This window comes from Streptomyces sp. 142MFCol3.1 (assembly GCF_000424945.1).
In the GTDB taxonomy this organism is placed as follows: Bacteria; Actinomycetota; Actinomycetes; order Streptomycetales; family Streptomycetaceae; genus Streptomyces; species Streptomyces siamensis.
The window spans coordinates 1-20,491 of the sequence record NZ_AUKV01000005.1 but is presented as its reverse complement, the minus strand read 5'-3'; the positions used below and the strand labels follow the sequence as shown (position 1 = coordinate 20,491).

Genomic DNA, 20,491 nt, shown 5'->3' with positions numbered 1-20,491 from the left:
CGCTGTCCGTCAACCGACGTGACCGGCGCGACGGCCGAACACACCGTTGACGCCATGACAACCACCAAGCTCCGGCCGCGCGCCCTCGTCCGGGCCTCCGGAGGCCCCCGCTATGCCGTCGCCCTGGCCGTGGACGCGCTCGGCACCGGCCTGCTCCGGCCCTTCCTGCTGCTCTACGGGGTGACGGTGCTGAGGCTGCCGGCGCCTGCCACCGGCATCGCCATGACGGCCGGCGTCGTCGTGGCTCTGGTGTGCATGCCCGCCGTGGGCAGATGGCTGGACCGGGGCGCACGCAGCACGGTCGTGGCGGCGTCGATGCTGGTGCGGGTGCTGGGTGTGGTGCTGCTGCTGGCCGCGCCTGCGGGGCACGTCTGGCTGTTCACGGCGGCGGCGCTCTTCCTCGGCATCGGCAACCAGGCGTGGCCCGCCGCCCACGCCGCTCTCGTGGCCACGGTGGCCCAGGGCCGCGAACGCGACGCCGCTCTCGCAGGAGGCCGCGCCCTGCGCAACGCCGGCCTGGGCGCGGGCGCGCTCCTCGCCGTCGGGTGCCTGGCGGGCGGCACCAGCGCACTGCGGACGCTGGCAGCCGTCACCGGGCTCGCCTATCTCGCCGCGGCGGCCTTGGCATGGTCGGTCCGCCTGCGCGCGCATCCGGCCGCGGCCCCGGCCCATGGCAGGACCGACGTGCCCGCACCTCGGATACGTACGCTGCTGGCCGCCAACGTGGTCTACGTCTTCTGCCTCAACGTCCCCGAGATCGCGCTCCCTCTGGTCCTGGTGACACAGTTGCACGCATCCCCCGTGTGGTCGGCCGCCATCTTCGTGGCCAACACGGTCCTGGTGGTCACCCTGCAGGTTCCGGTCACCGTCCTGCTGTCCCGCTTCGCACGGCAGACCGTGCTGGCCTTCGCCGGCGTGGTTCTTACCGCGTCCTACCTCGGCTTCCTCGCGGCCACCTCGCTCGGACACGGCTGGGCTGCCCCGGCCCTCGCCGCGGTGTCCGTGCTCTGCACCATCGGCGAGATCATCTACGCCGGCAGCGCCACCGCGCTCGTCACCGCCCTCGCCCCGCCCCACGTCCTGGGCCGCACCCTCGCCCGCTTCGAGCTCTCCACGGGCTTCGGACTCGCCGTCTCCCCGGCGGTCATCACCGCCCTCGCGCCTCGCGGCTCGGCCGCCCTCTGGGGCAGCCTCGCCGCCGCGACACTCCTGTCGGCCTCCGCCCTTGCAGCCGAGCAGGCCCGTGGCGGGCCTGCCCGCGGTGCGGTCTCAGTCGAACAAGTCGGGTGAGGAGGCCGTGATCTGGTCCCACAGGGGACGGAACTGGAACCAGCCCGCGATCGGTCCGCCGATCTGCTTGCGGACCAGCGTGGCGGTGTCGTGGTCGATCTCGATCGGTGAGCCGGCCGCCATCGCCAGCATCTGGGCCTGGCACGAGCGTTCCATGGTGATGAACCACCACGCCGCGGCGGCGACCGAGTGGCCGACGGTCAACAGGCCGTGGTTCTGCAGGATCACAGCCTTCGCCGAGCCCAGCGCCTCGCCGATGCGACGCCCTTCCTCGGAGTCGTTCACGACCCCGCGGTAGTCGCTGTAGATGCCCTGGTCCTCGTAGAAGGCGCAGGCGTCCTGTGTGAGGGGTGCCAGCGGTGTTCCGAGTGCCGAGAAGGCCTTGCCGTGGAGGGAGTGTGCGTGTGCGGCAGCGACGGCGTCGGGGCGGGCCTTGTGGACCTCGGCATGAATGCAGAACGCGGCGCGGTTCACCGGACGCCTGCCGTGCAGCAGGTTGCCCTCGTGGTCGACGCGGATCAGGTCGGAGACCTTGATCTGGCTGAAGCTCATGCCGAAGGGGTTCACCCAGAACGTGTCGGGGAATTCGGGGTCGCGGGCGGTGATGTGACCGGCGACGCCCTCGGAGAATCCCAGCTTTCCGAACACCCGGAAGGCGGCGGCGAGTTCCTGCTTGCGCACCTCCCGCTCCTCCTCGACCGAGAGGTTCATGGGCGGGAGCGGGAGATCGAAGTCGTCGGGGATCGGGCCGACGTTGGCGCGGATCAGGTCCAGGACCTCGGGTGCGTAGGGCTGGGCGGTTGCCATGGGATTCGTTCCTCTCGGTGTGCGGAGTCGCGGTGGGATCGTGAGCTCGCCTGCGTCGAGGCCTCCGTGGCCTACGCGCTCTCTCCCGTGGCGAGGATCAGGGCCGCGACGCGTTGTGGTGCTTCCAGTGGGGGCCAGTGTCCGACGTCGGTCAGGGCGCGGAGCGCCGCGTCCGGCATCCGTTCGGCGATCCGCTCTGCCATGTGGGCACCCGAAATGGGGTCGCGCAGGCCCCAGATGAACGTCTTGGGCAGATCGCTGGTCTCCATGGCGTGCACCCAGCGGTCACGGTGGGTGATGCGGTCGGTGATGTAGCGGATCAGCAGGTGGGAGTTCAGGTGGCCGTCGCCGCGGCTGACGCTCTTCCAGATGTCCGCCATGTCGGCGGTGGGGTCGTAGCCCTCGGCGAAGGTCGGTGCGAGGGCGGTCGCCATGAGCTCGGCGTTGAGCGACGCGCTGATCTGGGGGCCGAGTTCGGGGTCGAGCAGGGCCGACTGGGCCGGCTCCGGGCGGTGGAGCTCCGGGTAGATGCCGCCGTTGAGCAAGGTGAGGCTCGTGATCTCGGTCGTCGACGAGCGGTCGGCGGCGCGCGCGAGCAGTTCCTGGGCGACGGTGGTGCCGAAGTCGTGCGCCACGAGTCGTGTCGAAGTCACCGCCTCGCGTTGCCACAACGCGGCCACCAGGTCGGCCTGTTCGTGGATCGAGTAGTCGTGACCGGACGGCTTCTCGCTCGCGCCGAAGCCCAGGAAGTCCGGCATGAGGAGGGTGTGGTGCGTGGCGAGTGCCGGTACGACCCGCGCCCAGTCGTACGACGAACTGGGGAAGCCGTGGAGCAGGGTCATCACGGGGCCTCGGCCGATCCGGCGGACGAACACCTCGCGCTGCACTCCCGCGACGGTGAGCGGCACCAGATCGCCGTCGGCCCACCACTTCTCGATGTCGGTCGTCATCGCAGCCCTCCGAACAGTGCGGGGAGGAAGCGGCGTTCCAGCTCGCCGTGCGGGAGAGCGGTCGGTTCCACCAGGCTCTGCGCCAGTCCGCCTTCCCGGACGGCGACGACGAAACGCAGCACCATGTCCAGATCCGTCTCGTCCACGCCGTTCGGATCGCTCGTGAGGAGTGGCGCGACCAGCTCCTTGATCTCCGCCCGCATCGCCGCGTCGTGGCGCGCGAGTGCTTCGGCCGCCTCGGGGTTCCGAATGGCGTAGAGGGTGAACTCGGTGGAGATGAGGAACCAGGTGCGTGTCTCCTCGTCCACGACGCTCGCCAGCTCGATGAAGGTGGTGACCGGGTGCTCCGACACGACGGCCCGGTCCATCGCCTCGCCGAGCTGCTTGAGGACGGCCTCGGAGCGCCGGGTGAACAGCGCGAGGAAGAGCTCGTCCTTGGAGGCGTAGTTGGAGTAGAACGCGCCTGACGTGTATCCGGCCCTCGCGCACAGCTCGGAGATCGACACGCCGTGGAAGCCGTGCTCCGCGAAGGCCTGTTCCGCCGCGTCGAGCAGCCGCTCGTTCGTCTCCAGCCGTCTCTTGGTCACGCGCTTCGCCATGCGTCCCCACCCGTCCTCGTCATGCTGAACACCCCTGCCGGATAGAGATTCCTATCCGATAGAGGTCTCTATCCGATGGGGGAACCTATCGAGTGTGGTGGTGCGCCACAAGACCCTCGACAGATGTCCGTGCGCCCCGCACGCCCCCACGGACAGCGGCACTGAGGTGAGGTCGACACCACGGCGCGGCTGGTGGGCCGGCGGTCGGTCAGAGCCATGCGGATGCATTTCGTCCGCAGGCTGGCCTCGGCGCTTCGTGCCGTGGCCGGCCTGCGGCAGGCTGTCGGCGGAGCTGACCCCGAGGAGGATGGTGACCGTCGTGCCCGAGCAGGCGATCGACCGCAAGCCACACAGCAGAGACGTGACCGACGGCATCGAGCGGACTGCCGCACGGGCCATGCTGCGTGCCGTGGGCATGACGGACGAGGACTTCACCAAACCGCAGATCGGTATCGCCTCGTCGTGGAACGAGATCACACCCTGCAATCTGTCCCTGGCCCGTCTGGCCCGAGCCTCCAAGGCGGGTGTGCGCGATGCCGCGGGCTTCCCGCTCGAGTTCGGCACCATCTCTGTCTCGGACGGCATCTCGATGGGGCACGAAGGTATGCGCGCCTCGCTGGTGAGCCGGGAGGTCATCGCGGATTCGGTGGAGACGGTGATGTTCGCCGAGCGGCTGGACGGCGCGGTGCTGCTGGCCGGGTGCGACAAGTCGCTGCCGGGGATGCTCATGGCCGCCGCCCGCCTGGACGTGGCCGCCGTCTTCGTCTACGCGGGCTCCACCCTGCCCGGCCACTGGCAGGGCAGGGACCTGACGATCATCGACGCCTTCGAGGGAGTCGGGGCCTGTGCGCGCGGAAGGATCAGCCGTGCGGACCTCGACGCGATCGAACGGCACGCGTGCCCCGGAGAAGGGGCCTGCGGCGGGATGTTCACCGCCAACACCATGGCCAGCGCCGCCGAGGCCCTGGGGATGTCGATTCCGGGCAGCGCGTCGCCGCCCGCCCCTGATCCCCGCCGCGACGAACTGGCCCACGCCTCGGGCCAGGCCGTCGTGAAACTGATCGACGCAGGCATCACCACGCGCCAGATCCTGACGCGCGAGGCCTTCGAGAACGCCATCACCGTGCTCATGGCGCTCGGCGGGTCGACCAACGCCGTACTGCACCTCCTGGCCATCGCCCATGAAGCAGGTGTGGACCTGGCCCTCGACGACTTCAACCGGATCGCCGACCGCACTCCGCTCGTGGCGGACATGAAGCCCTTCGGCCGGTACGTGATGGCCGACCTCGACCGCATCGGCGGCATTCCGGTCGTCATGAAGGCTTTGCTCGACGCCGGCTTGCTGCACGGCGACTGCCTGACCGTCACCGGCAGCACCCTCGCCCAGAACCTGGCAGCCCTCGCCCCACCGGCCCCCGACGGAAAGGTCATTCGCGCACTGGACGATCCGCTGCACGCGACCGGCGGACTGACCATCCTGCACGGCTCGTTGGCTCCCGAGGGCGCCGTCGTCAAGAGCGCCGGTTTCGACGCCCACGCCTTCGAAGGCACCGCCCGGGTCTTCGACGGCGAACAAGGCGCGATGGACGCCCTGACGGCCGGAGAACTGCGCCCCGGTGACGTCGTCGTGATCCGCTACGAGGGCCCCAAGGGCGGCCCCGGTATGCGGGAGATGCTCGCCGTCACCGGCGCGATCAAGGGTGCCGGCCTCGGCAAGGACGTCCTCCTGCTCACCGACGGCCGCTTCTCCGGCGGCACCACGGGCCTGTGCGTGGGACACGTGGCACCGGAGGCCGCCGCCACGGGACCGATCGCGCTCGTCCGCGACGGCGACCGTATCCGCCTCGACATGCCCGCCCGTCGTCTCGACCTCCTTGTCGACGACGGGGAACTTGAGCGGCGCCGCAGCCTCTGGCAGCCGCCGGCGCCGCGCTACACCACCGGCGTCCTCGGCAAGTACGCCAGACTCGTCGGCTCCCCCGCCCGCGGCGCCATCTGCCACTAGATCGCGGCATGGCTGACCGGATCCGGCGTCAGTGGCGCACGTCCACTCGTGACATGCCCTCGATGCGACGAGGCCCGGGCACTTCGGGACTGCCCGGCCGGCGGAAGCGGCGGCCGGGGCCCGCGATGACGTCCGCCGCGCCCCGCCCGTCGGAGCGGCATCGAAGGCCACCCCTGGAACACACAGAGATGATCACGGCAGGTCACCGGACCCGCTCCACAGGGCCGTCGTGGCGTGGAAGAGCGCCGGCAGCCGGACGAGCCGGCACGGCAACTGCTTCTCGGTCAGAGGGAACTCCGGCGATTGCGCATAGGCGCCCGATCCAGCACCTCGACGTACATGATCCTGCCGTCCACGACGGCCAGGACCAGCATGCCTTCCGAGGGCAGCAGCGGCACACACCGATGGCCGTCGCCGTACGGCTGCCCCTTCGGATGGACCGCCGTGCGGATGCTCTGGCAGAAGTCGTCGCCGCAGTCGCACAGGGCGATCAGACGAAGATCCCATGCGCAGATCGCCAGATCGCCTTCCCCTTCACCCTCCAGGAGGGTGATCAACTCAGCGATGAGGTCCGGGAACTCGTCGCGGACGAGGGGGTGGCCGAGCTCCCTGTCGGCATGGTCGGCCGGAAGTCCGCTCAGTGGGTCGGCCGCTCTGTGCGGATGTTCGTGTGGGCCTGCGCGATCCACCCCAACACGGCCTTGGCACCGCACGCCTCGGCGACCGACTGGGCGTCGTCGAGGTGCTGGAGCGCCGCCGATCGGTCGCCGGTCTCGGCCGAGAGGTAGGCCAACGCCACCAGGCCGGCGGCTTCTCCGGCCCTGAAGCCGATCTCCTGGCGCAGTGCGACCGATTCGTTCAACCGCTCACGGGCCTGGTCGAACCGGCCCGCGTCCTTGTCGGCAAAGCCGAGATGGCGTACCGCGTACGACATCGTCATCCGGTCGTCGACGGATTTCGCCAGTGCGTACGACCGCTCGAAGTACGGACTGCCGGCCGCCCCGTCGCCTTTCACGACCTGATGCCAGCAACCGATCCAGAACAACGCGTCCGCCTCCCCCGACGCATTCGAGAGACGCCGGTACAACTCCGCCGCGCGCTCGAACAACGTCAGTTCCTGGCTGTTCTCTTCGCGGTCGTTCAGGAAGCGGACGTGCAGTATCTTTCCCCGGGCCATGGAAAGCGGTGCCTCGATCGCGTCCAGGGCGTCGTCGGACCGGTCCAGCGCGGATGTGTCCCCGCCGAACATCGCAGCCTCGAAGTCTTCTTGCGCACGTTCGATCCAGTCCTGCTCTCGCATGCCGTATCCCTCTCCGTCGGACGACTCGTGTGCCGAGGCTATTCCGCGCTGCCGGCGGAGGCTCGCTGTTTTCCGGCTCGACGTACTCCAGCGCGGCGTCCGCCAACTCGGCTTTGTCCGGGGAGCGTTCCCTGCGGTGAGCGGGGAGGCCGGCCGGTTCTTGGTCCGCCTGACGTCGCGGCCGGAGCGCACGGCACGGCACCAGGGCCTGCCCGGCGGATCCTGCCGGACAGGCCCGTGGTCGCGACGAGCCTCAGCGTTTGAGCGTGAAGGTGAAGTCGCCGGACAGTCTGCCGCTCAGCCGGACCGCCGAGACGAGCTTGCCGTCCTTGATCAGCCTCTCGACCTCGGCCCGGGAGAGGCCGCAGCCTTCAGCGATCAGTCGCACCGGCCGGACCGGGATCGGCGCCGCAAAGCGGACCGAGACGTCGATCACCTCGCGGTCCAGTTGATCCGATCCGTCCGTGTCGAGGCGCCAGGCGTTGTCCCAGTCGAGGGCGATGCGGTTGCGGCGCCGCACCACGGGGTCCTGGAGCAACTCGGCTGCCAGGGCAGGGTCGTTCCCATGGAGTCGGTCCAGCAGTTCAGGCCGTACGGAGCGCACCTTCATCCGCTCCAGGACCGTGAGCTTCGCCGTTTCCCCGCAAGTCGTACAGAGCACGAGGAGCCAGGCGTCGATGAGCTTGTGGTGGGCGTTGACGCGAAACTTTCCGTCGGCCCGGAAACGCTCGGACGCGCAGCCGTGACAACGACGGAGAACGAGTGGCAGGCAGGTGGGCATGACCACCCAGCTATTGAGCACAGAAGTACACCGGTTTCAGTGAGAAGTCCGCAGCAAGAAGCAGCGCGGCGCACATCGGCGACGCGCGACGAATCAGCGCTCGAGAGGTCTCACAGGGTGTACAACGGCAGGCCCTTCACCAGACGATGTGGTCCGGCAGCACGGTAATGGCGCACAGCCGCCCGCTCCACCGGTTTTTGCCGGGCCGACTGTCGTCCAAGGTCGGGACGGCAGACGTCCGGCGTACGAGAGCGGTGCGCGGCCGCCGGCAAGGGGGCCGTGGCCGGTCGCACGACGGAGCGCCGTACCGCTCCGTGCGTCGCGATTGCGTCCTGGTCCGTGCCTCTCGTCGGCCCACTGCCGTCGACGGCCCGGCGAAGAAGCCGAGCTGCCGAGTGTTCAGTCCTCCGTCGGGACATCGGCCAGACTCGCGGCGGGACGGCCGAGGATCCCCGACAGCACCCGTCGCTGACGCCCGGTCAGCGGCGCCAGGAAGACCACCGCGTCAGCGCTGGTCTGCTCGCAGAGCACGACCACCTCGCGAACCTTCCCGTGGCTCAGCAGAGTGCGCGAGGAGTACGGCAGAGCCATCTTCCGTGCCCCGCCGGCCGACACGCCCCGCCGTTGCACGATCCGTCCCACGACTCGCGCACCACGCCTCGTCAGCTCCTCCGCCGCCGCATCCATCAACGCGGCGAAGTCCTTCTGCCTGCCGGAGAAATAGCCGACGATCACGATGTCGGACCCGGCGACCGCGAAGGCCCGAGCCGAGTCCTCGTACCGGACCCCCACCGGCCCCGAGCGACGAGCCGGACGCCGGTCACGCCTTCTGCTCTGGTGCATGACGACAGGCTAGTGCTCCGACCGCACAGGTTCGCCGGGTCGGTCGGCCGCGTTGGACTCTGTTCCCAGCAGCGCGACACCGGCCTGGTGCTGTGGGCGGAGGCGTGCGGAGAACACGCTCACCGCAACCATGAAGACGATGACAAAGATCCCGAAACTGACGTCTGCCAAAGCCCCTCCCCCGCGTCAGCAATGCCGTGACGCGCCGGCGTCCGCGCAGAATCGCGAGGGTTCCCCGCTCGGGACCACAGGGGAATCGGTGGATGCGGCCCGTCGGCGATCAGGGCCCGTCCTCCCACGCCGCATATGCTCGCTCGACTTCACCGAGGTACTGCTCCAGACGGAATCGAACCTCGTCCACCGGCCTGCCGTCGAGGCCCGGGTACATCAGGTCGGACCAGATGACCGTCTCGCCCCGGAGCCGGATGCGGACGGTCAGCGTGCCCGGCCCCGTCTCGGGGTGCCCCTGGGTTGCCAGCTCCACCGTGCCGGGCATCTCCGTCGGATAGAGCGGTCCGCCTGGGCGGAGCAGTCGCCTCGGGTCGAGGCCGGCCATTCTGCTGTCGCTGCGGGCCACGAGGTCGAGGCCGTCGACGAAGAGATACGTGTGAACGGCAGCACAGGCCGGCGGCCCAGGGCACACACTGATGAGCAGCGTGCTCACCGCACCGTCGCTGTGCCTGTCGGGCACGGTGCTCCTCAACTCGTGCGGGGTTCTACGCGGCATCCGCCTGGTGTGACGTCATGGGCGGATCGTAGCGGGCTCGCAGCACCGGTTCGGAGGCGCCCGACCGCGATCCGGTGCTTCCCGCCTGCCGCGAAGATCCGCATCGAGATCCACTCTGCAGTGTGGCCATACGGTTTCGCACCGTGATCGCGAAATGTCGCGCGGCCCCTGGCCGGACGAGGTGTGCCGTCACCGTTCAGGGCCACATCCCGAGTCGGCAACGGAGCCGTCGGGCCGGCCACATGGCCACGGGCCCCCGCCGGTGGCGGGGTGCTGCAGACACCTGCCGGTTGAAGCGGCGATCTTTTCCGCAACCTGGAATCATGGGACAAGGCTCAGCTCGGGGCCACGTCGTCCGCGCCGCCGGCCTCGGACGACCTTCTCTCCCGTACGTGAACGGCCGGCCTGGTTCTCGCACACGCCACCCTGGACCTCCGGGCGAGGTCCCGCGGCTGCCACCCGCGCCGATCGACCGACCAGCGATCCGACGGCGCCGTCCCGGTGGAGCGTCCGTGACAGCTGTGGGACACGGTCCGTCACCGCCCGAACTCCCACCGTACAGAGCCCGAAACGTCCGTATTCAGCTCCCACAGGACACCGACCTGACAGGAGGCGATGGGCAGATGCGCTCCGAAACCCCAGTCGCGGGGACGCGTGATCCAGCGGCCGGTACCGAAAGGCGGTTGGCGGACGTCCTGGCCGGGGTCATGGGTACCGAGCGGGTGCCGGTGGACGGCGACTTCTTCCGCGAACTGGGCGCCGACTCCATGGTGATGGCCCAATTCTGCGCCCGCGTACGCAAACGCGACGACCTGCCCACCGTCTCGATGAAGGACGTCTACCAGCATCCCTCGATACGAGGCCTGGCCGCCGCCTTCACGGACAACGCCCAAGCGCAGGCGCCCACCACCCCCGACAGCACCGCCGCGGCCGGGTCCCCGACGGAGGCGCCCACCGCCGACGCCGAAAGCCAACTGGCCGACATCCTCGCCGGCGTCCTGGGCACCGAACATGTACCGGTGGACGGCGACTTCTTCCGCGAACTGGGCGCCGACTCCATGGTGATGGCCCAATTCTGCGCCCGCGTACGCAAACGCGACGACCTGCCCACCGTCTCGATGAAGGACATCTACCGGCATTCGACGATCCGGGCCCTGGCTGCCGCGTTCACCGGCTCCGCGGCGCCGGTGCCGTCGCCGGCAGCGGCGCAGGTTTCCTCACCCGCCCCGGCGGAGCCCGGCGTCGCATCCGAGGAAGAACCCCGACCACCGACGCGCCCGTGGCAGCACGCGTTCTGCGGGACCGCGCAGCTCCTGGCCTTCCTGGCGTTCACCTCGCTCGGCGCCACGATCACCGTCATCGGCTACGAATGGACCGTGGAAGGCACGGCCGCGGCCGACGTCTACCTGCGGGCGGTCCTGTGCAGTGCGGTGCTCTTCCTCGGTGTCTGTGCGCTGCCCATCGCCGCCAAGTGGATGCTCGTCGGCCGCTTCACGCCGCAGAAGATCCCCATATGGAGCGCCGCCTACTTCCGCTTCTGGTGCGTGAAGTCCCTGATCCGCACCAGTCCGGCGCGTCTGTTCACCGGGTCGCCGCTCTACGTGCTGTACCTCAGGGCGCTCGGCGCCCACATCGGGAAAGGCGTCACCATCCTGACCCGTACCGCGCCTGTGTGCACCGATCTGCTGTCCATCGGTGACGGCACGGTCATCCGCAAGGACGCGCTGATGTCCTGCTACCGGGCGGACGACGGCTGGATCGAGACGGATCACGTCACGCTCGGCAGGAATGTGACGATCAGCGAGCAGACGGTCATCGACATCAGGACATCGATGGGCGACGACTCCCAACTGGGCCACGCCTCCTCCCTGCACGCCGGGCAGTCGATCCCGGCCGGTCAGTCGTGGCACGGCACGCCGGCGCAGCCGACGACAACCGACTTCCGGGCCGTCGAGCCCGCGGCGTGCAGCACCCGCCGCAGGTTGCTCTACGGCCTGTCCCAGTTGCTCGCCATCCTGTTGGTGTATCTGCCCTTGACGCTGGCCGGTGTGAGCGTGGTGCTCCTGGCGGTGCCGCAGCTGAACGCGGTGTTCAACCCGGGCCCCCTGGCCTTCACCCATCCAGCTTTCTACGTCGAGGCATTCGTCGCGTCCCTGGTGGCCTTCTTCGGCGGCATCGTGGTGGGCCTGCTGGTGGTGAGCACGGTTCCCCGGTTGCTGAGCCTCGCGATCGAGCCAGGCAGGACGTATCCGCTCTACGGCGTCCATCACAGCCTTCAGCGCGCGATCACACGGCTGACGAACGTCAGGTTCTTCACCACGCTGTTCGGCGACAGTTCGGCGATCGTGCACTATCTGCGACGCCTCGGATACGACCTGTGCCAGGTCCAGCAGACCGGGTCGAACTTCGGCTCACTCGTCAAGCACGACATCCCCCACCTGAGCACGGTCGGCAGAGGCACGATGATCGCCGACGGGCTGTCCATCATCAACGTCGACTTCTCCAGCTCGTCCTTCCGCCCCACCCCCACCTGCATCGGGCCGAGGAACTTCCTCGGCAACCGCATCGTCTATCCCACACGCGGCCGGACCGGTGAGAACTGCCTACTGGCGACGAAGGTCATGGTGCCCATCGACGGACCGCAGCGCGAAGGCCTGGGACTGCTCGGCTCCCCCAGTTTCGAGATCCCCCGCTCGGTGATGCGAGATTCCCGCTTCGACCATCTGGCCCAGGGTGAAGAGCTGCGCCGCGGCCTCGCCGCCAAGAACAGGCACAACACCCTCACCGCGAGCATGCACCTGGTGGTGCGCTGGTTCCACTTCTTCGTAATCACCCTGATCACGATGTCTGCGGTCGAGCTCTACCACAGCATCGGTGTGGCGTCGTTCGTGCTCGCCTCGCTCCTCACCTGGGCGTACACCATCGTCTACTTCACGCTCGTCGAGCGGACCGTGATACGCGTCCAACCGGTGAAGCCGCTCTACTGCTCGATCTACGACCCGGACTTCTGGAGGCACGAACGCTTCTGGAAGCTCTCGTCGCACCAGTACATGCACGCGTTCAACGGCACGCCGTTCAAGCCCATGATCTGGCGACTGCTCGGTGTGCGGATGGGCCACCGGGTCTTCGACGACGGCTGCACCATCACGGAACGCACCCTCGTCCGCATCGGCGACGACTGCACTCTCAACGCCGGCTCCGTCATCCAGTGCCACTCGCAGGAGGACGGTGCTTTCAAGTGCGACCGCGTCTCGATCGGTGCGGGCGTGACCCTGGGTGTGAACACCTTGGTCCACTACGGCACCAAGATCGGCGACCGGGCACGGCTCGACGCCGATACCTTCCTGATGAAGGGGGAGGAAGTCCCGCCTCACGCGCGGTGGGAGGGGAATCCGGCGCGAGAGGCAGCGGCGGTTGGACCGGCAGGACCGCAGCCGTCGGCGGCACCGTCCCGCAGCGCTGCGTGACGTCCGACCCGAACCGCCCCTCGACCACTCCCGGCCTCGCGGACTCCGCCGCCAAGGCCATCCGGCTCCTTGATGTCTAGCGGAAGCAGAAGCACTCCGAGCAGGGCTTCTTCCCGCAGATCGAGGGCGCCTCGATCGACAAGCAGGACCACGCGGCCGAACCCTGCGGCCACATCGGCGAGACCGTGGCCTGCGACCACGCGGTGAAGGTGGCCCGCGCGTGCGCGGCAACCGGTTTCCGGTCTCCCACCCCGCCCGGGTTCCAGCGCTGTCTGGGCGGCGCCGCTCGCGAGCCTCGTCGAGGCTGCGCGAAAATGGAAATACCCTCAGCCTTCGGGTGCCGTGTGTCCCAGCGACCGGCCGGACCGAAAGGAGCGGTATGAGAGGCAGCAGGTGGGTCACTCTGGGCACGGTGCTGTGCACCGCCGCGACACTCGGGCTGGCCCTGCCCCATGGTGCCGCGGCCGCCCCCGCCGACTGCTCCTACACACCGACGACGAATCGGCCCACGCTCAGGTACGGGGACACCGGTCCGGCCGTGGAACAGGCGCAATGCCTGAGCAATGTGTGGGGTGGCGAGCCGCCGAAGCTGGCCCTGGACGGGGTCTTCGGCTCCGCCATGCTGAAGAAGATCGAATGGATCCAGGGCTGCCACGGCCTGCCGCCGAGCGGAGTCGTCGAGGGCCGGACCTGGCATGTTCTCTACCAGCCCGCCCTGGACTGTTACGACCCCTATAACGGCTGAAGCTCCCTCCGCCGCGACCGACTCCCACGACACGTCCTCGCGCCGCTGCGCCGTCCCGGCGTGCCGGCACCTCCGGGGTGATCGGGGTTCAGTCGCGTCGAGCGGCCCAGACCGCGCGTTCGGTGCGCACCGCGAGGTCGTCGCGGCGCAGGATGCTCCGAGCGCCGTCGGTGTCGAGCAGCCGGTCGAGTGCGGCGAGATCCTCGGCTTCGAGGACCTCGGCGACACTGCTGCGGATCCGTCGCAGGCCGGCGAGGGCGTACGCGCCGACCGCCTCGTTGCGGGAGCCGTCGATGCTCACGGTCAGGGTCCGCTCGGCTTCCAGGGCGAATCCGGCGGCTGCGAGCATCGATCCCCAGTCGGCACCGCGATGGGTCACATGCTCGGCGTGCCGGTGGTCGCTCGCGGCGTGGCAGCGTTCTTCCAGGCCTGGCCGGTCCTCCGGAGCGCTCTGGGGCAAAAAGCGCGGGAAGCGGGCGAGTTCGACGACGGTGAACAGGCCGCCGGGCGCAAGCGTGTCGTGAACCTTGCGCAGTGCGCGGTCGGGACGAGCCATGTGGTGCATCGATGCCGAGGCCCACACCAGGTCCGGCGTGCCGAGGTCGGGCCAGTCGGCGCCGTCGAGGTCGGCCCGGATTGTGCGCACGTGTTCCTCCACACCAAGGGCGCGCGCCTTGTCGCGCAGCCGTTGGAGGTGTTCCGTCGAGGAGTCGACGGCGGTGACGTGTGCGGTGGGGAAACGGGTGAGCAGGGCGAAGGTGCCGGCTCCTGTCCCGCAGCCGAGATCCACGATCTGGCCGGGACGTGTCCGAAGGGGCAGCCAGTCGGTGATGGCGGCGATGTGCTCGGCGAGGACTTCGGCATCCAGGTCGAGGATGTCCGCCTGGCCGTCGGCGTCGTGCGGGTGCCGGGGGGCGTCCTGCGTGCCGTGGTGGGGTGCGTGGGGGTGAGGCATGTCGTCACGCTAGGACCCGCCTGCGCCTTCGGCGCGGTCGCTTCCCTCTTCCGCAAGCAAGTGGCCGCCTGGGGTGCCGAACGCGCAAGTCTTCGAGTCGTGTGACGTCACATGCGGGAGCGGTCCGTGTCCGTGTCGCGGTCGGCGCGCTGGTGGCCGCGGCGGGCGTCGCGGTCGAAGATCCCCAGGATCTCGCAGGGTCCGCCCTCGGCCCCGATGGCGTGCGGAAGCATCGTCGGGAACTCCGCGGCCTGGTTGGTCTCGACGCGGATGCGGCGGTGCCCCAGCAGGAGGATCGCGGTGCCCGACAGGACGACGAGCCATTCCCGGCCCGGGTGGGCGCGCATGCGTGCGGGATTGTCGGGGGGTGGCTCGGTCATCCGCTGACGTACGACAGTGATGCCGGGGTCGCCTTTGACGGGCCAGCGCATCAGGCCGTGAGCGCCGTCGATCATCGGGCTGACGACGACGTCGTCGGAGGCCGTCTCGACGAGCTGGTCCAAGGTGGTGTCGAGGGCGCGGGCGAGGGTGACGAGGCTGTCCAGGGCGAGTCGGCGCCGGCCGTTCTCGATACGGCTGAGTGTGGACGGGCTGAGCTTGGCGCGGTTGGCCAGCTCTTCCAGGGACCAGCCCTGAGCGACGCGCAGTGCGCGGATGCGTTTGCGTACCAGGCTGTCCAGCTCGCCGTCGTCTTGCGTCATGGGCAACATCGTATGCCTAGGCGGCAAGATGCGGTTAGCGTCGAGCTCGGACTGACCCGGGTCGACGCGGGTCACGCCGCATTCGCCGCGGTCGCCCGCGGCACCACCGTCGTCCGCGTACGAGGTACCACGCGCTGCGCGGTGCACGCCGCCCACCCGCAACCCGACCCCCGCCGCGCCCGGCGACCGGATGTGCTCCGGCGCCGTGTCCGGCATGCCCTCGAAAGGAATTCATGACCACGAACCGGTCCGCACAGGCGGCAACCGCCGCGAGCGGGGGCCTCCGCGCTGACGGCGCGCCGAGTGCGCGTCAACTGCGCTCCGTCCTGATCGCCGTGTGCGTCGCGTTGATGGCGGTCATCGCCTCGGTGTCCGGGTTGAACGTCGCCCAGCCCGACCTGGCCGTCGCCTTCGACGCCTCGCAGAGCACCATCCTGTGGATCATCAACATCTACACACTCACCCTGGCCGCGCTGCTGCTCCCGCTCGGTTCCCTCGGCGACCGGCTGGGCCGCAGACTCATGCTGATCGCGGGCCTGACCGTCTTCGGCCTGGCAAGCGTGGTCGGGGGCCTGGCCCGGTCCGCCGAGGTCATGCTCGCCGCACGTCTGCTCAGCGGCGTGGGCGCGGCGATGATCATGCCCATCACCCTCGCCGTGATCACCTCCACCTTTCCCGCGGAGGGACGGGGCCGGGCGATCGGCGTATGGACCGGCGTCGCCGGAGGTGGCGGCATCCTCGGCATGTTCCTCTCCGCGGCGCTCGTGGACGTGGCGAGCTGGCGCTGGCTGTTCGTCCTGCCCGTCGTACTGGTCGTCGTGGCGCTCGTCATGGCGCTGCGTTCGGTCCCCGACTCCCGCGAGACATCGGGCCACTCCTTCGACACGGTCGGCGCACTGACCTCCGTCGTCGCCGTGGTCGGCCTCATCTTCTCCCTGCAGGCGGGTCCCGAGCGCGGCTGGAGCGCCCCCGCCACCCTGACCGGCCTCGTCGTCGGCCTCCTGGCCGCCGTCTGCTTCGTGGCCTGGGAACTGCGCCGCCGGGACGCCTCACTGCTGGACGTGCGCCTCTTCCGCGAGCGTGGCCTGGCCTGCGGCTCGATCACGCTGCTGGCGGTCTTCGGGGTGCAGGCCGGGATCTTCGTGGTCCTCTTCCCGTTCCTCCAGGCCGTCCTCGGCTGGTCGGGGCTGCTGTCCACCCTCGCGCTGATGCCGATGGCCGTCCTCATGATGGCGTCGTCCGGCCTCGCCCCGAAGCTGGCGGAGCGCGTGGGTCCTCGTACGACCATGGCCGCGGGCATCCTGCTCGCCGGCGCCGGGCTGGCGCTCATGGCCGCCATCGTCTCCGTCGACGGCGGCTACCTGTCCGTCCTCCCGGGCATGCTCGCCATGGGCGCCGGCATGGGCTTGTCGATGACACCCTCGACGGAGGCCATCACCACGTCACTGCCGCGTGACCGCCAAGGCGTCGCGTCCGCACTCAACGACGTCACGCGTGAGTTCGGCACCGCGCTGGGGGTCGCCCTGCTCGGGGCGCTCCTGTCGGCCGGGTACCGCGGCGCCATCGACGACAAGCTCGCCGGCCTCCCCCGAGGCGCCGCCGACCGCGCCCGCGAAGGAGTTGCCAACGCCATGCAGGCCGCGGACGGCGAAGGCCCGCGGGCTCGGCAACTGGTCCACGCCGCGCAGCAGTCGTTCGTCGAGGGCTGGCAGCAGGCCATGTGGGCTGGAGTCGCCGCCATGGGGGCCCTGTTCCTCTACGTCCTCGCCCGCGGGCCGCGGAGGGACTCGCAGGCACCCGGCAGGCACACGGAGGCCGCCGACACGGTCGGTGTCTGAGTCGTCGGCGGGGAGGAAGGTGGCGGGCCGTGGACGTGCCCGCCACCATGGGAAGCCGTCAGTCGGCTTCGGAGATGTTGGTGCGCAGCTTCTCCACGAGGGCCTTCGCGTCCTTGGTCTCCTGCAGGGTGAGACCCGCGGCCTCACCGATGGCGGCCGGAACGACGCGAGCGCGTTCACGCAGTTCACTCCCCTGCTCGGTGAGCGAGATCTGCACGGAACGCTCGTCGTCCACCTGGCGCTCACGGCGGATCAGGCCATGGGCCTGGAGGCGCTTCAGCAGCGGCGTCAAAGTGCCGTAGTCGAGGTCCAGGAGTGTTCCCAGCCGCTTGATCGGGAGAGCGCCGTGCTGCCACAGTACGAGCATGACCAGGTACTGGGGGTATGTGAGGCCGAACTGCTCCAGCAAGGGGCGGTAGCGATTCGTGAGCGCCCGCTGCGCCGCGTAGAGCGCGAAGCACAACTGGTCCTCGAGAAGGAGGCTGACCTCGTCCGCCTGGCCAGCCGGCCGCTGAGCAGTATCGGTGTCGTTCATCACGGCCCCTCTCTCGTGCCGGGTTGTCGCAATAAAGGATCCTACCTCACAAGCTCAACTGACGCAATTCAATTGTGCACTCTTTAAACGGGGTCCAAGTCGAGATCCTTGTTGCGGGCAGGCGCATGCGAAGGCGGTCAAGCCGTTCTCGCGGTCCCGGTCGACTGCTCCGCCCAGACGGTCTTGCCGTGAGGGGCGTATCGGGTGCCCCATTGTTCGGCGAGGCTCGCGATGATGAAGAGCCCTCGGCCCGACTCGTCGATGGTGCGGGCGTGCTTGACGTGCGGAGCGCTGGGCGCCGTGTCGCCGACCTCGCAGGTCAGCATCTGGTCCAGGATCAGGCGGAGCCGCAAGGGAGGAGCGCCGTAGCGGGTCGCGTTGCCGACGAGTTCGCTGACGATGAGTTCGTTGGTGAACGCCGTTTCGTCGTCCAGGCCCCAGACCTCGAGCTGCCGGCGGGCGGCTCTGCGGGCGATCGGTGCGGCTTCGGGGCCCGCCGGCAGGCCGCAGGTCATCACCCGCTCACCGGGCAGCTTCCTGGTGCGGGCGAGCAGAAGCAGGGTCTCGCCCGTGCGGCCGCGCCGCGTGTAGGCATGTTCGATGCCGTCGCGCACGCCGACCAGGGGGCTGTCGCCGACGTCGTCCAGGAGGGGACGCAGCGCACCTGTGGGCGCCATGACCTCCTCCGCCAGGACGGTCGTACCCATCGCGAGCGTGCTTCCGTCGGGCAGGCGGACGGTGGTCGCGGGGAAGGGAGCGGTGTCCACGGCGGCCAGCGGCGGCCCGGGAGGGACGGGGAGGGTGGACGAGGTGCCGTCCGGGAGGATCAGGACGGGCTCCGGCAGGCCGGCACGTGCGATGGTGCAGGTGAGCTCGACCGGGTCGTAGATCGCGATGGCACAGTCGGCGGTGAGCGGCTCATGGATCAGGGGGTCCATGGGCGGCAGCGCGGCGCGTGCCGCGACGAGGCGGGCCGTGGTGTCGCTGAGCCGGGCCAGGAGCTCGTCGGGCTGCAGGTCCAGGGCGGCGAGCGTGTGGATGGCCGTTCTGAGCAGTCCCATCGTGATGGCTGCCGGGATGCCTTCTCCCGCGACGTCGCCGACGACGAGCGCGGTCCGCGCGCCGGGAAGTGCGATCGCGTCGGACCATGCGCCGCCGCCTTCTTCGCCGGGAACGTGCAGGGAGGCGAGCTCCACGGTGGGCCGGTCGGGAAGTTCCCCGGGAAGTATCTTGCGCTGGACACTGGACGTGATGATCCATTCGCGCATGTACAGGCGTGCCCTGTCGATGCAGGGTGCCGCATGGGCGCACACGGCGGACGCCACGGCGAGGTCGTCCTGCGCGAAGCGGTCTTCAGGATCGTCGCGACAGAAGCTGACCATGCCGAGGATCCGGTCGTCCATCACCAGCGGAGCCACGATCAGCGAACGCGCCTCGGTCTTCTCGATGAGGGAGGCCCGCACCGGGTCACCGGCCGGCCAAGTGCGGTCGGTGTCGACCTGCAGGAGGCGGGGCCGAAGATCCGAGAGAACGTGTGAGAACGGGGTATCGGCCGGCAGCGGGTGCACGGCTCCGACCTGGGGCACAGGCCGGAGCCCGTGTACGGCCGCCTGGCGCAGCAGCACACCCGGTCCGACCGGCGCCTTGGGAGGAGCCTCGCCGCGGACCGCACTGTCCACCATCTCGACAACCGCGGTGTCCGCGAAGGCAGGCACCACGGCCTCAGCGAGCTCCAGGCAGACATCGCCCAGGTTCAGCCGGTGCCCCATGGTGGTGCGCACCGTCTCCATGAGCGCCTGGGACCGGAGTGCTCGTTCCCGTTCGGTGACGTCGGCAGCCAGTGTCACCAGTCCGAGGACTGTGCCGCTGGAGTCTTCGAGGCGCAGGAAGGAGACGGAGAGGACGCGACAGCCGAGCCGGGCTGATCTCTCGGAACTGCGCACGAGCCGGTTCACCGCCGGCACACCGGTTTCGAGGACTCCCCGCGCCACCGCGGCCTCCTCCTCAGGGTCGGCGAAACCGCACACCTCGCTGAACGGTGCCCCCAGCCGCTGCCCGGCGGGCGGGTCATGTCGCAGTCCTGCCGGGCGGGCGGCGCGCACCATGCGCAGCTGATCGTCGAAAACCCGGAGCTCGGCGGGGGAATGCGCGAAGAGCGCCCGTACCACTGCCGCGTCCAGCGTCGTCGCGCCGTCCCCTGCCGCGAGCACCCGCCACACCATGGAATCGCCCTGGAAAGTGGGCTTGACCAGCAGGGCCCCCGTGTCGGGGCATCCCTCGCGGCACTGCCCGTCGTCGGCGCAGAGCTTGCGCATGAGTGCTTTCGCGGACTGGCCGACCGCTTCAGCGGCGGAACACCCGAACAGCTCTTCCGCCGGCTGCTCCCACGCGGCCACCCGTCCATCCTCGTCGATGAGCAGAAGGACGTTGTCGTGGGTCATGCGAAAGCACCTCCGTGCCGATCGCGGGTCCACCGGCCCGACACTCGCCGATCGGCCGAGTCCGCCTCTACCTGGGCTTTCACCCAGCACTCTAGTTGCTGAGCCGCCCTCGCGAGGGGGCGAGAGACCCCGGCGGGAGCCGGCTGGAGGCAGGGCGGCCCGGTTATGCCCGTTGATCTGGATACCTTCGTCACACTTTCCTTTTCCACGATTACCTTGTGCACGTTCTAAACGCGACGTAGGTTTCCTGTCATGGATCGACCCCCAAGGGCCGACCGACCTCCACCCCGGACCCCCGCCACAGCGGCCTCCTGGACTGCGGACACCGCTCAGCCGGCCACCGCCGCAGACAACCAAGCCGACCCGGTCGGCACCCCCACACCAGAAATCGAGGACACCCCCATGGACCTGAAACTCGAAATGATCGTGCTGCCCGTCTCCGACGTGGACCGGGCCAAGGCCTTCTACGAGCAGCTGGGCTTCCGCCTGGACGTCGACTACACGGCC

The 20,491-nt window shown here is 69.5% G+C and carries 18 protein-coding genes and 1 pseudogene; 7 read left to right on the top strand and 12 right to left on the bottom strand.

Going from position 1 to position 20,491, the window contains the following annotated elements; translation table 11 throughout:
• Window positions 1-54 precede the first annotated feature (54 nt).
• A complete protein-coding gene (locus H305_RS0108275) occupies window positions 55-1,290 on the top strand; it encodes an MFS transporter (protein ID WP_028799984.1) in 1,236 nt (411 codons plus the stop codon).
• Here the strand turns inward: H305_RS0108275 and H305_RS0108270 are convergent.
• From H305_RS0108270 to H305_RS0108260, 3 genes are all read right to left on the bottom strand, one after another.
• Window positions 1,270-2,097 (bottom strand): class II aldolase/adducin family protein, encoded by an 828-nt coding sequence (locus tag H305_RS0108270; RefSeq protein WP_028799983.1) that lies wholly within the window; start codon window positions 2,095-2,097, stop codon window positions 1,270-1,272. The two genes, H305_RS0108275 and H305_RS0108270, sit on opposite strands and share 21 nt — an antisense overlap.
• A gap of 71 nt (window positions 2,098-2,168) precedes the next feature.
• On the bottom strand, window positions 2,169-3,047 hold the full coding sequence (locus H305_RS44970; protein WP_051370446.1) for an alpha/beta fold hydrolase: 879 nt from the start codon (window positions 3,045-3,047) through the stop codon (window positions 2,169-2,171).
• A complete protein-coding gene (locus H305_RS0108260; protein ID WP_028799982.1) occupies window positions 3,044-3,646 on the bottom strand; it encodes a TetR/AcrR family transcriptional regulator in 603 nt (200 codons plus the stop codon). Before H305_RS0108260 ends, H305_RS44970 begins: the two co-directional genes overlap by 4 nt.
• A gap of 307 nt (window positions 3,647-3,953) precedes the next feature.
• Here H305_RS0108260 and ilvD point away from each other — a divergent pair, with 307 nt between their 5' ends.
• Entirely contained in the window at window positions 3,954-5,651 is a 1,698-nt protein-coding gene (ilvD, locus tag H305_RS0108255) for a dihydroxy-acid dehydratase (RefSeq protein ID WP_037763011.1), read from the top strand.
• Window positions 5,652-5,935: 284 nt separating this feature from the next.
• Here ilvD and H305_RS44965 read toward each other — a convergent pair whose 3' ends face one another.
• The 5 genes from H305_RS44965 to H305_RS0108225 form a co-directional block, all read right to left on the bottom strand.
• Window positions 5,936-6,208 carry a hypothetical protein gene (locus H305_RS44965; RefSeq protein WP_234020655.1) on the bottom strand — a complete coding sequence of 91 codons (273 nt, stop codon included), beginning with the start codon at window positions 6,206-6,208 and terminating at the stop codon, window positions 5,936-5,938.
• An 80-nt stretch (window positions 6,209-6,288) separates the two neighbouring features.
• Window positions 6,289-6,951: a tetratricopeptide repeat protein gene (locus tag H305_RS44960; RefSeq protein ID WP_037763008.1), complete on the bottom strand. Its 663-nt coding sequence runs from the start codon at window positions 6,949-6,951 to the stop codon at window positions 6,289-6,291.
• 253 nt (window positions 6,952-7,204) lie between these two features.
• Entirely contained in the window at window positions 7,205-7,753 is a 549-nt protein-coding gene (locus tag H305_RS0108240) for a DUF1062 domain-containing protein (RefSeq protein WP_028799980.1), read from the bottom strand.
• Between the two features lie 378 nt (window positions 7,754-8,131).
• Window positions 8,132-8,575 carry a hypothetical protein gene (locus H305_RS54540; RefSeq protein ID WP_234020654.1) on the bottom strand — a complete coding sequence of 148 codons (444 nt, stop codon included), beginning with the start codon at window positions 8,573-8,575 and terminating at the stop codon, window positions 8,132-8,134.
• 280 nt (window positions 8,576-8,855) lie between these two features.
• The gene (locus tag H305_RS0108225; RefSeq protein WP_051370486.1) at window positions 8,856-9,266 is read right to left on the bottom strand and encodes a hypothetical protein; all 411 of its coding nucleotides are present in this window, start codon (window positions 9,264-9,266) and stop codon (window positions 8,856-8,858) included.
• 659 nt (window positions 9,267-9,925) lie between these two features.
• Between H305_RS0108225 and H305_RS44955 the strand changes: the two genes are divergently transcribed.
• The 3 genes and pseudogenes from H305_RS44955 (at window position 9,926) to H305_RS0108205 (ending at window position 13,514) form a co-directional block, all read left to right on the top strand.
• The gene (locus tag H305_RS44955; RefSeq protein ID WP_051370445.1) at window positions 9,926-12,769 is read left to right on the top strand and encodes a Pls/PosA family non-ribosomal peptide synthetase; all 2,844 of its coding nucleotides are present in this window, start codon (window positions 9,926-9,928) and stop codon (window positions 12,767-12,769) included.
• Window positions 12,718-12,999, top strand: a pseudogene (locus H305_RS54535) (alkaline phosphatase); the annotation flags it as partial. The gene H305_RS44955 and the pseudogene H305_RS54535, both read left to right, overlap by 52 nt.
• A 149-nt stretch (window positions 13,000-13,148) precedes the next feature.
• Window positions 13,149-13,514, top strand: a complete 366-nt coding sequence (locus H305_RS0108205) for a peptidoglycan-binding domain-containing protein (protein WP_028799977.1) — start codon at window positions 13,149-13,151, stop codon at window positions 13,512-13,514.
• A gap of 88 nt (window positions 13,515-13,602) precedes the next feature.
• Here H305_RS0108205 and H305_RS0108200 read toward each other — a convergent pair whose 3' ends face one another.
• Complete coding sequence (locus H305_RS0108200; RefSeq protein WP_028799976.1) at window positions 13,603-14,469, bottom strand: class I SAM-dependent methyltransferase; 867 nt, start codon at window positions 14,467-14,469, stop codon at window positions 13,603-13,605.
• A 107-nt stretch (window positions 14,470-14,576) separates the two neighbouring features.
• On the bottom strand, window positions 14,577-15,179 hold the full coding sequence (locus H305_RS0108195; protein WP_037763101.1) for a helix-turn-helix domain-containing protein: 603 nt from the start codon (window positions 15,177-15,179) through the stop codon (window positions 14,577-14,579).
• Window positions 15,180-15,403: 224 nt separating this feature from the next.
• Here H305_RS0108195 and H305_RS0108190 point away from each other — a divergent pair, with 224 nt between their 5' ends.
• A complete protein-coding gene (locus H305_RS0108190) occupies window positions 15,404-17,008 on the top strand; it encodes an MFS transporter (RefSeq protein WP_028799974.1) in 1,605 nt (534 codons plus the stop codon).
• Between the two features lie 58 nt (window positions 17,009-17,066).
• On the opposite strand, the gene H305_RS0108185 is transcribed toward H305_RS0108190, so the two are convergent.
• Window positions 17,067-17,543, bottom strand: coding sequence for a MarR family winged helix-turn-helix transcriptional regulator (locus tag H305_RS0108185; protein ID WP_028799973.1), 477 nt, complete (start codon window positions 17,541-17,543; stop codon window positions 17,067-17,069).
• 137 nt (window positions 17,544-17,680) lie between these two features.
• Window positions 17,681-19,984: a SpoIIE family protein phosphatase gene (locus H305_RS0108180; protein WP_037763001.1), complete on the bottom strand. Its 2,304-nt coding sequence runs from the start codon at window positions 19,982-19,984 to the stop codon at window positions 17,681-17,683.
• Between the two features lie 402 nt (window positions 19,985-20,386).
• On the opposite strand from H305_RS0108180, the gene H305_RS44950 reads away from it, so the two are divergent.
• A partial coding sequence (locus tag H305_RS44950) for a VOC family protein (RefSeq protein WP_037762998.1) occupies window positions 20,387-20,491 on the top strand: 105 nt, incomplete at its 3' end.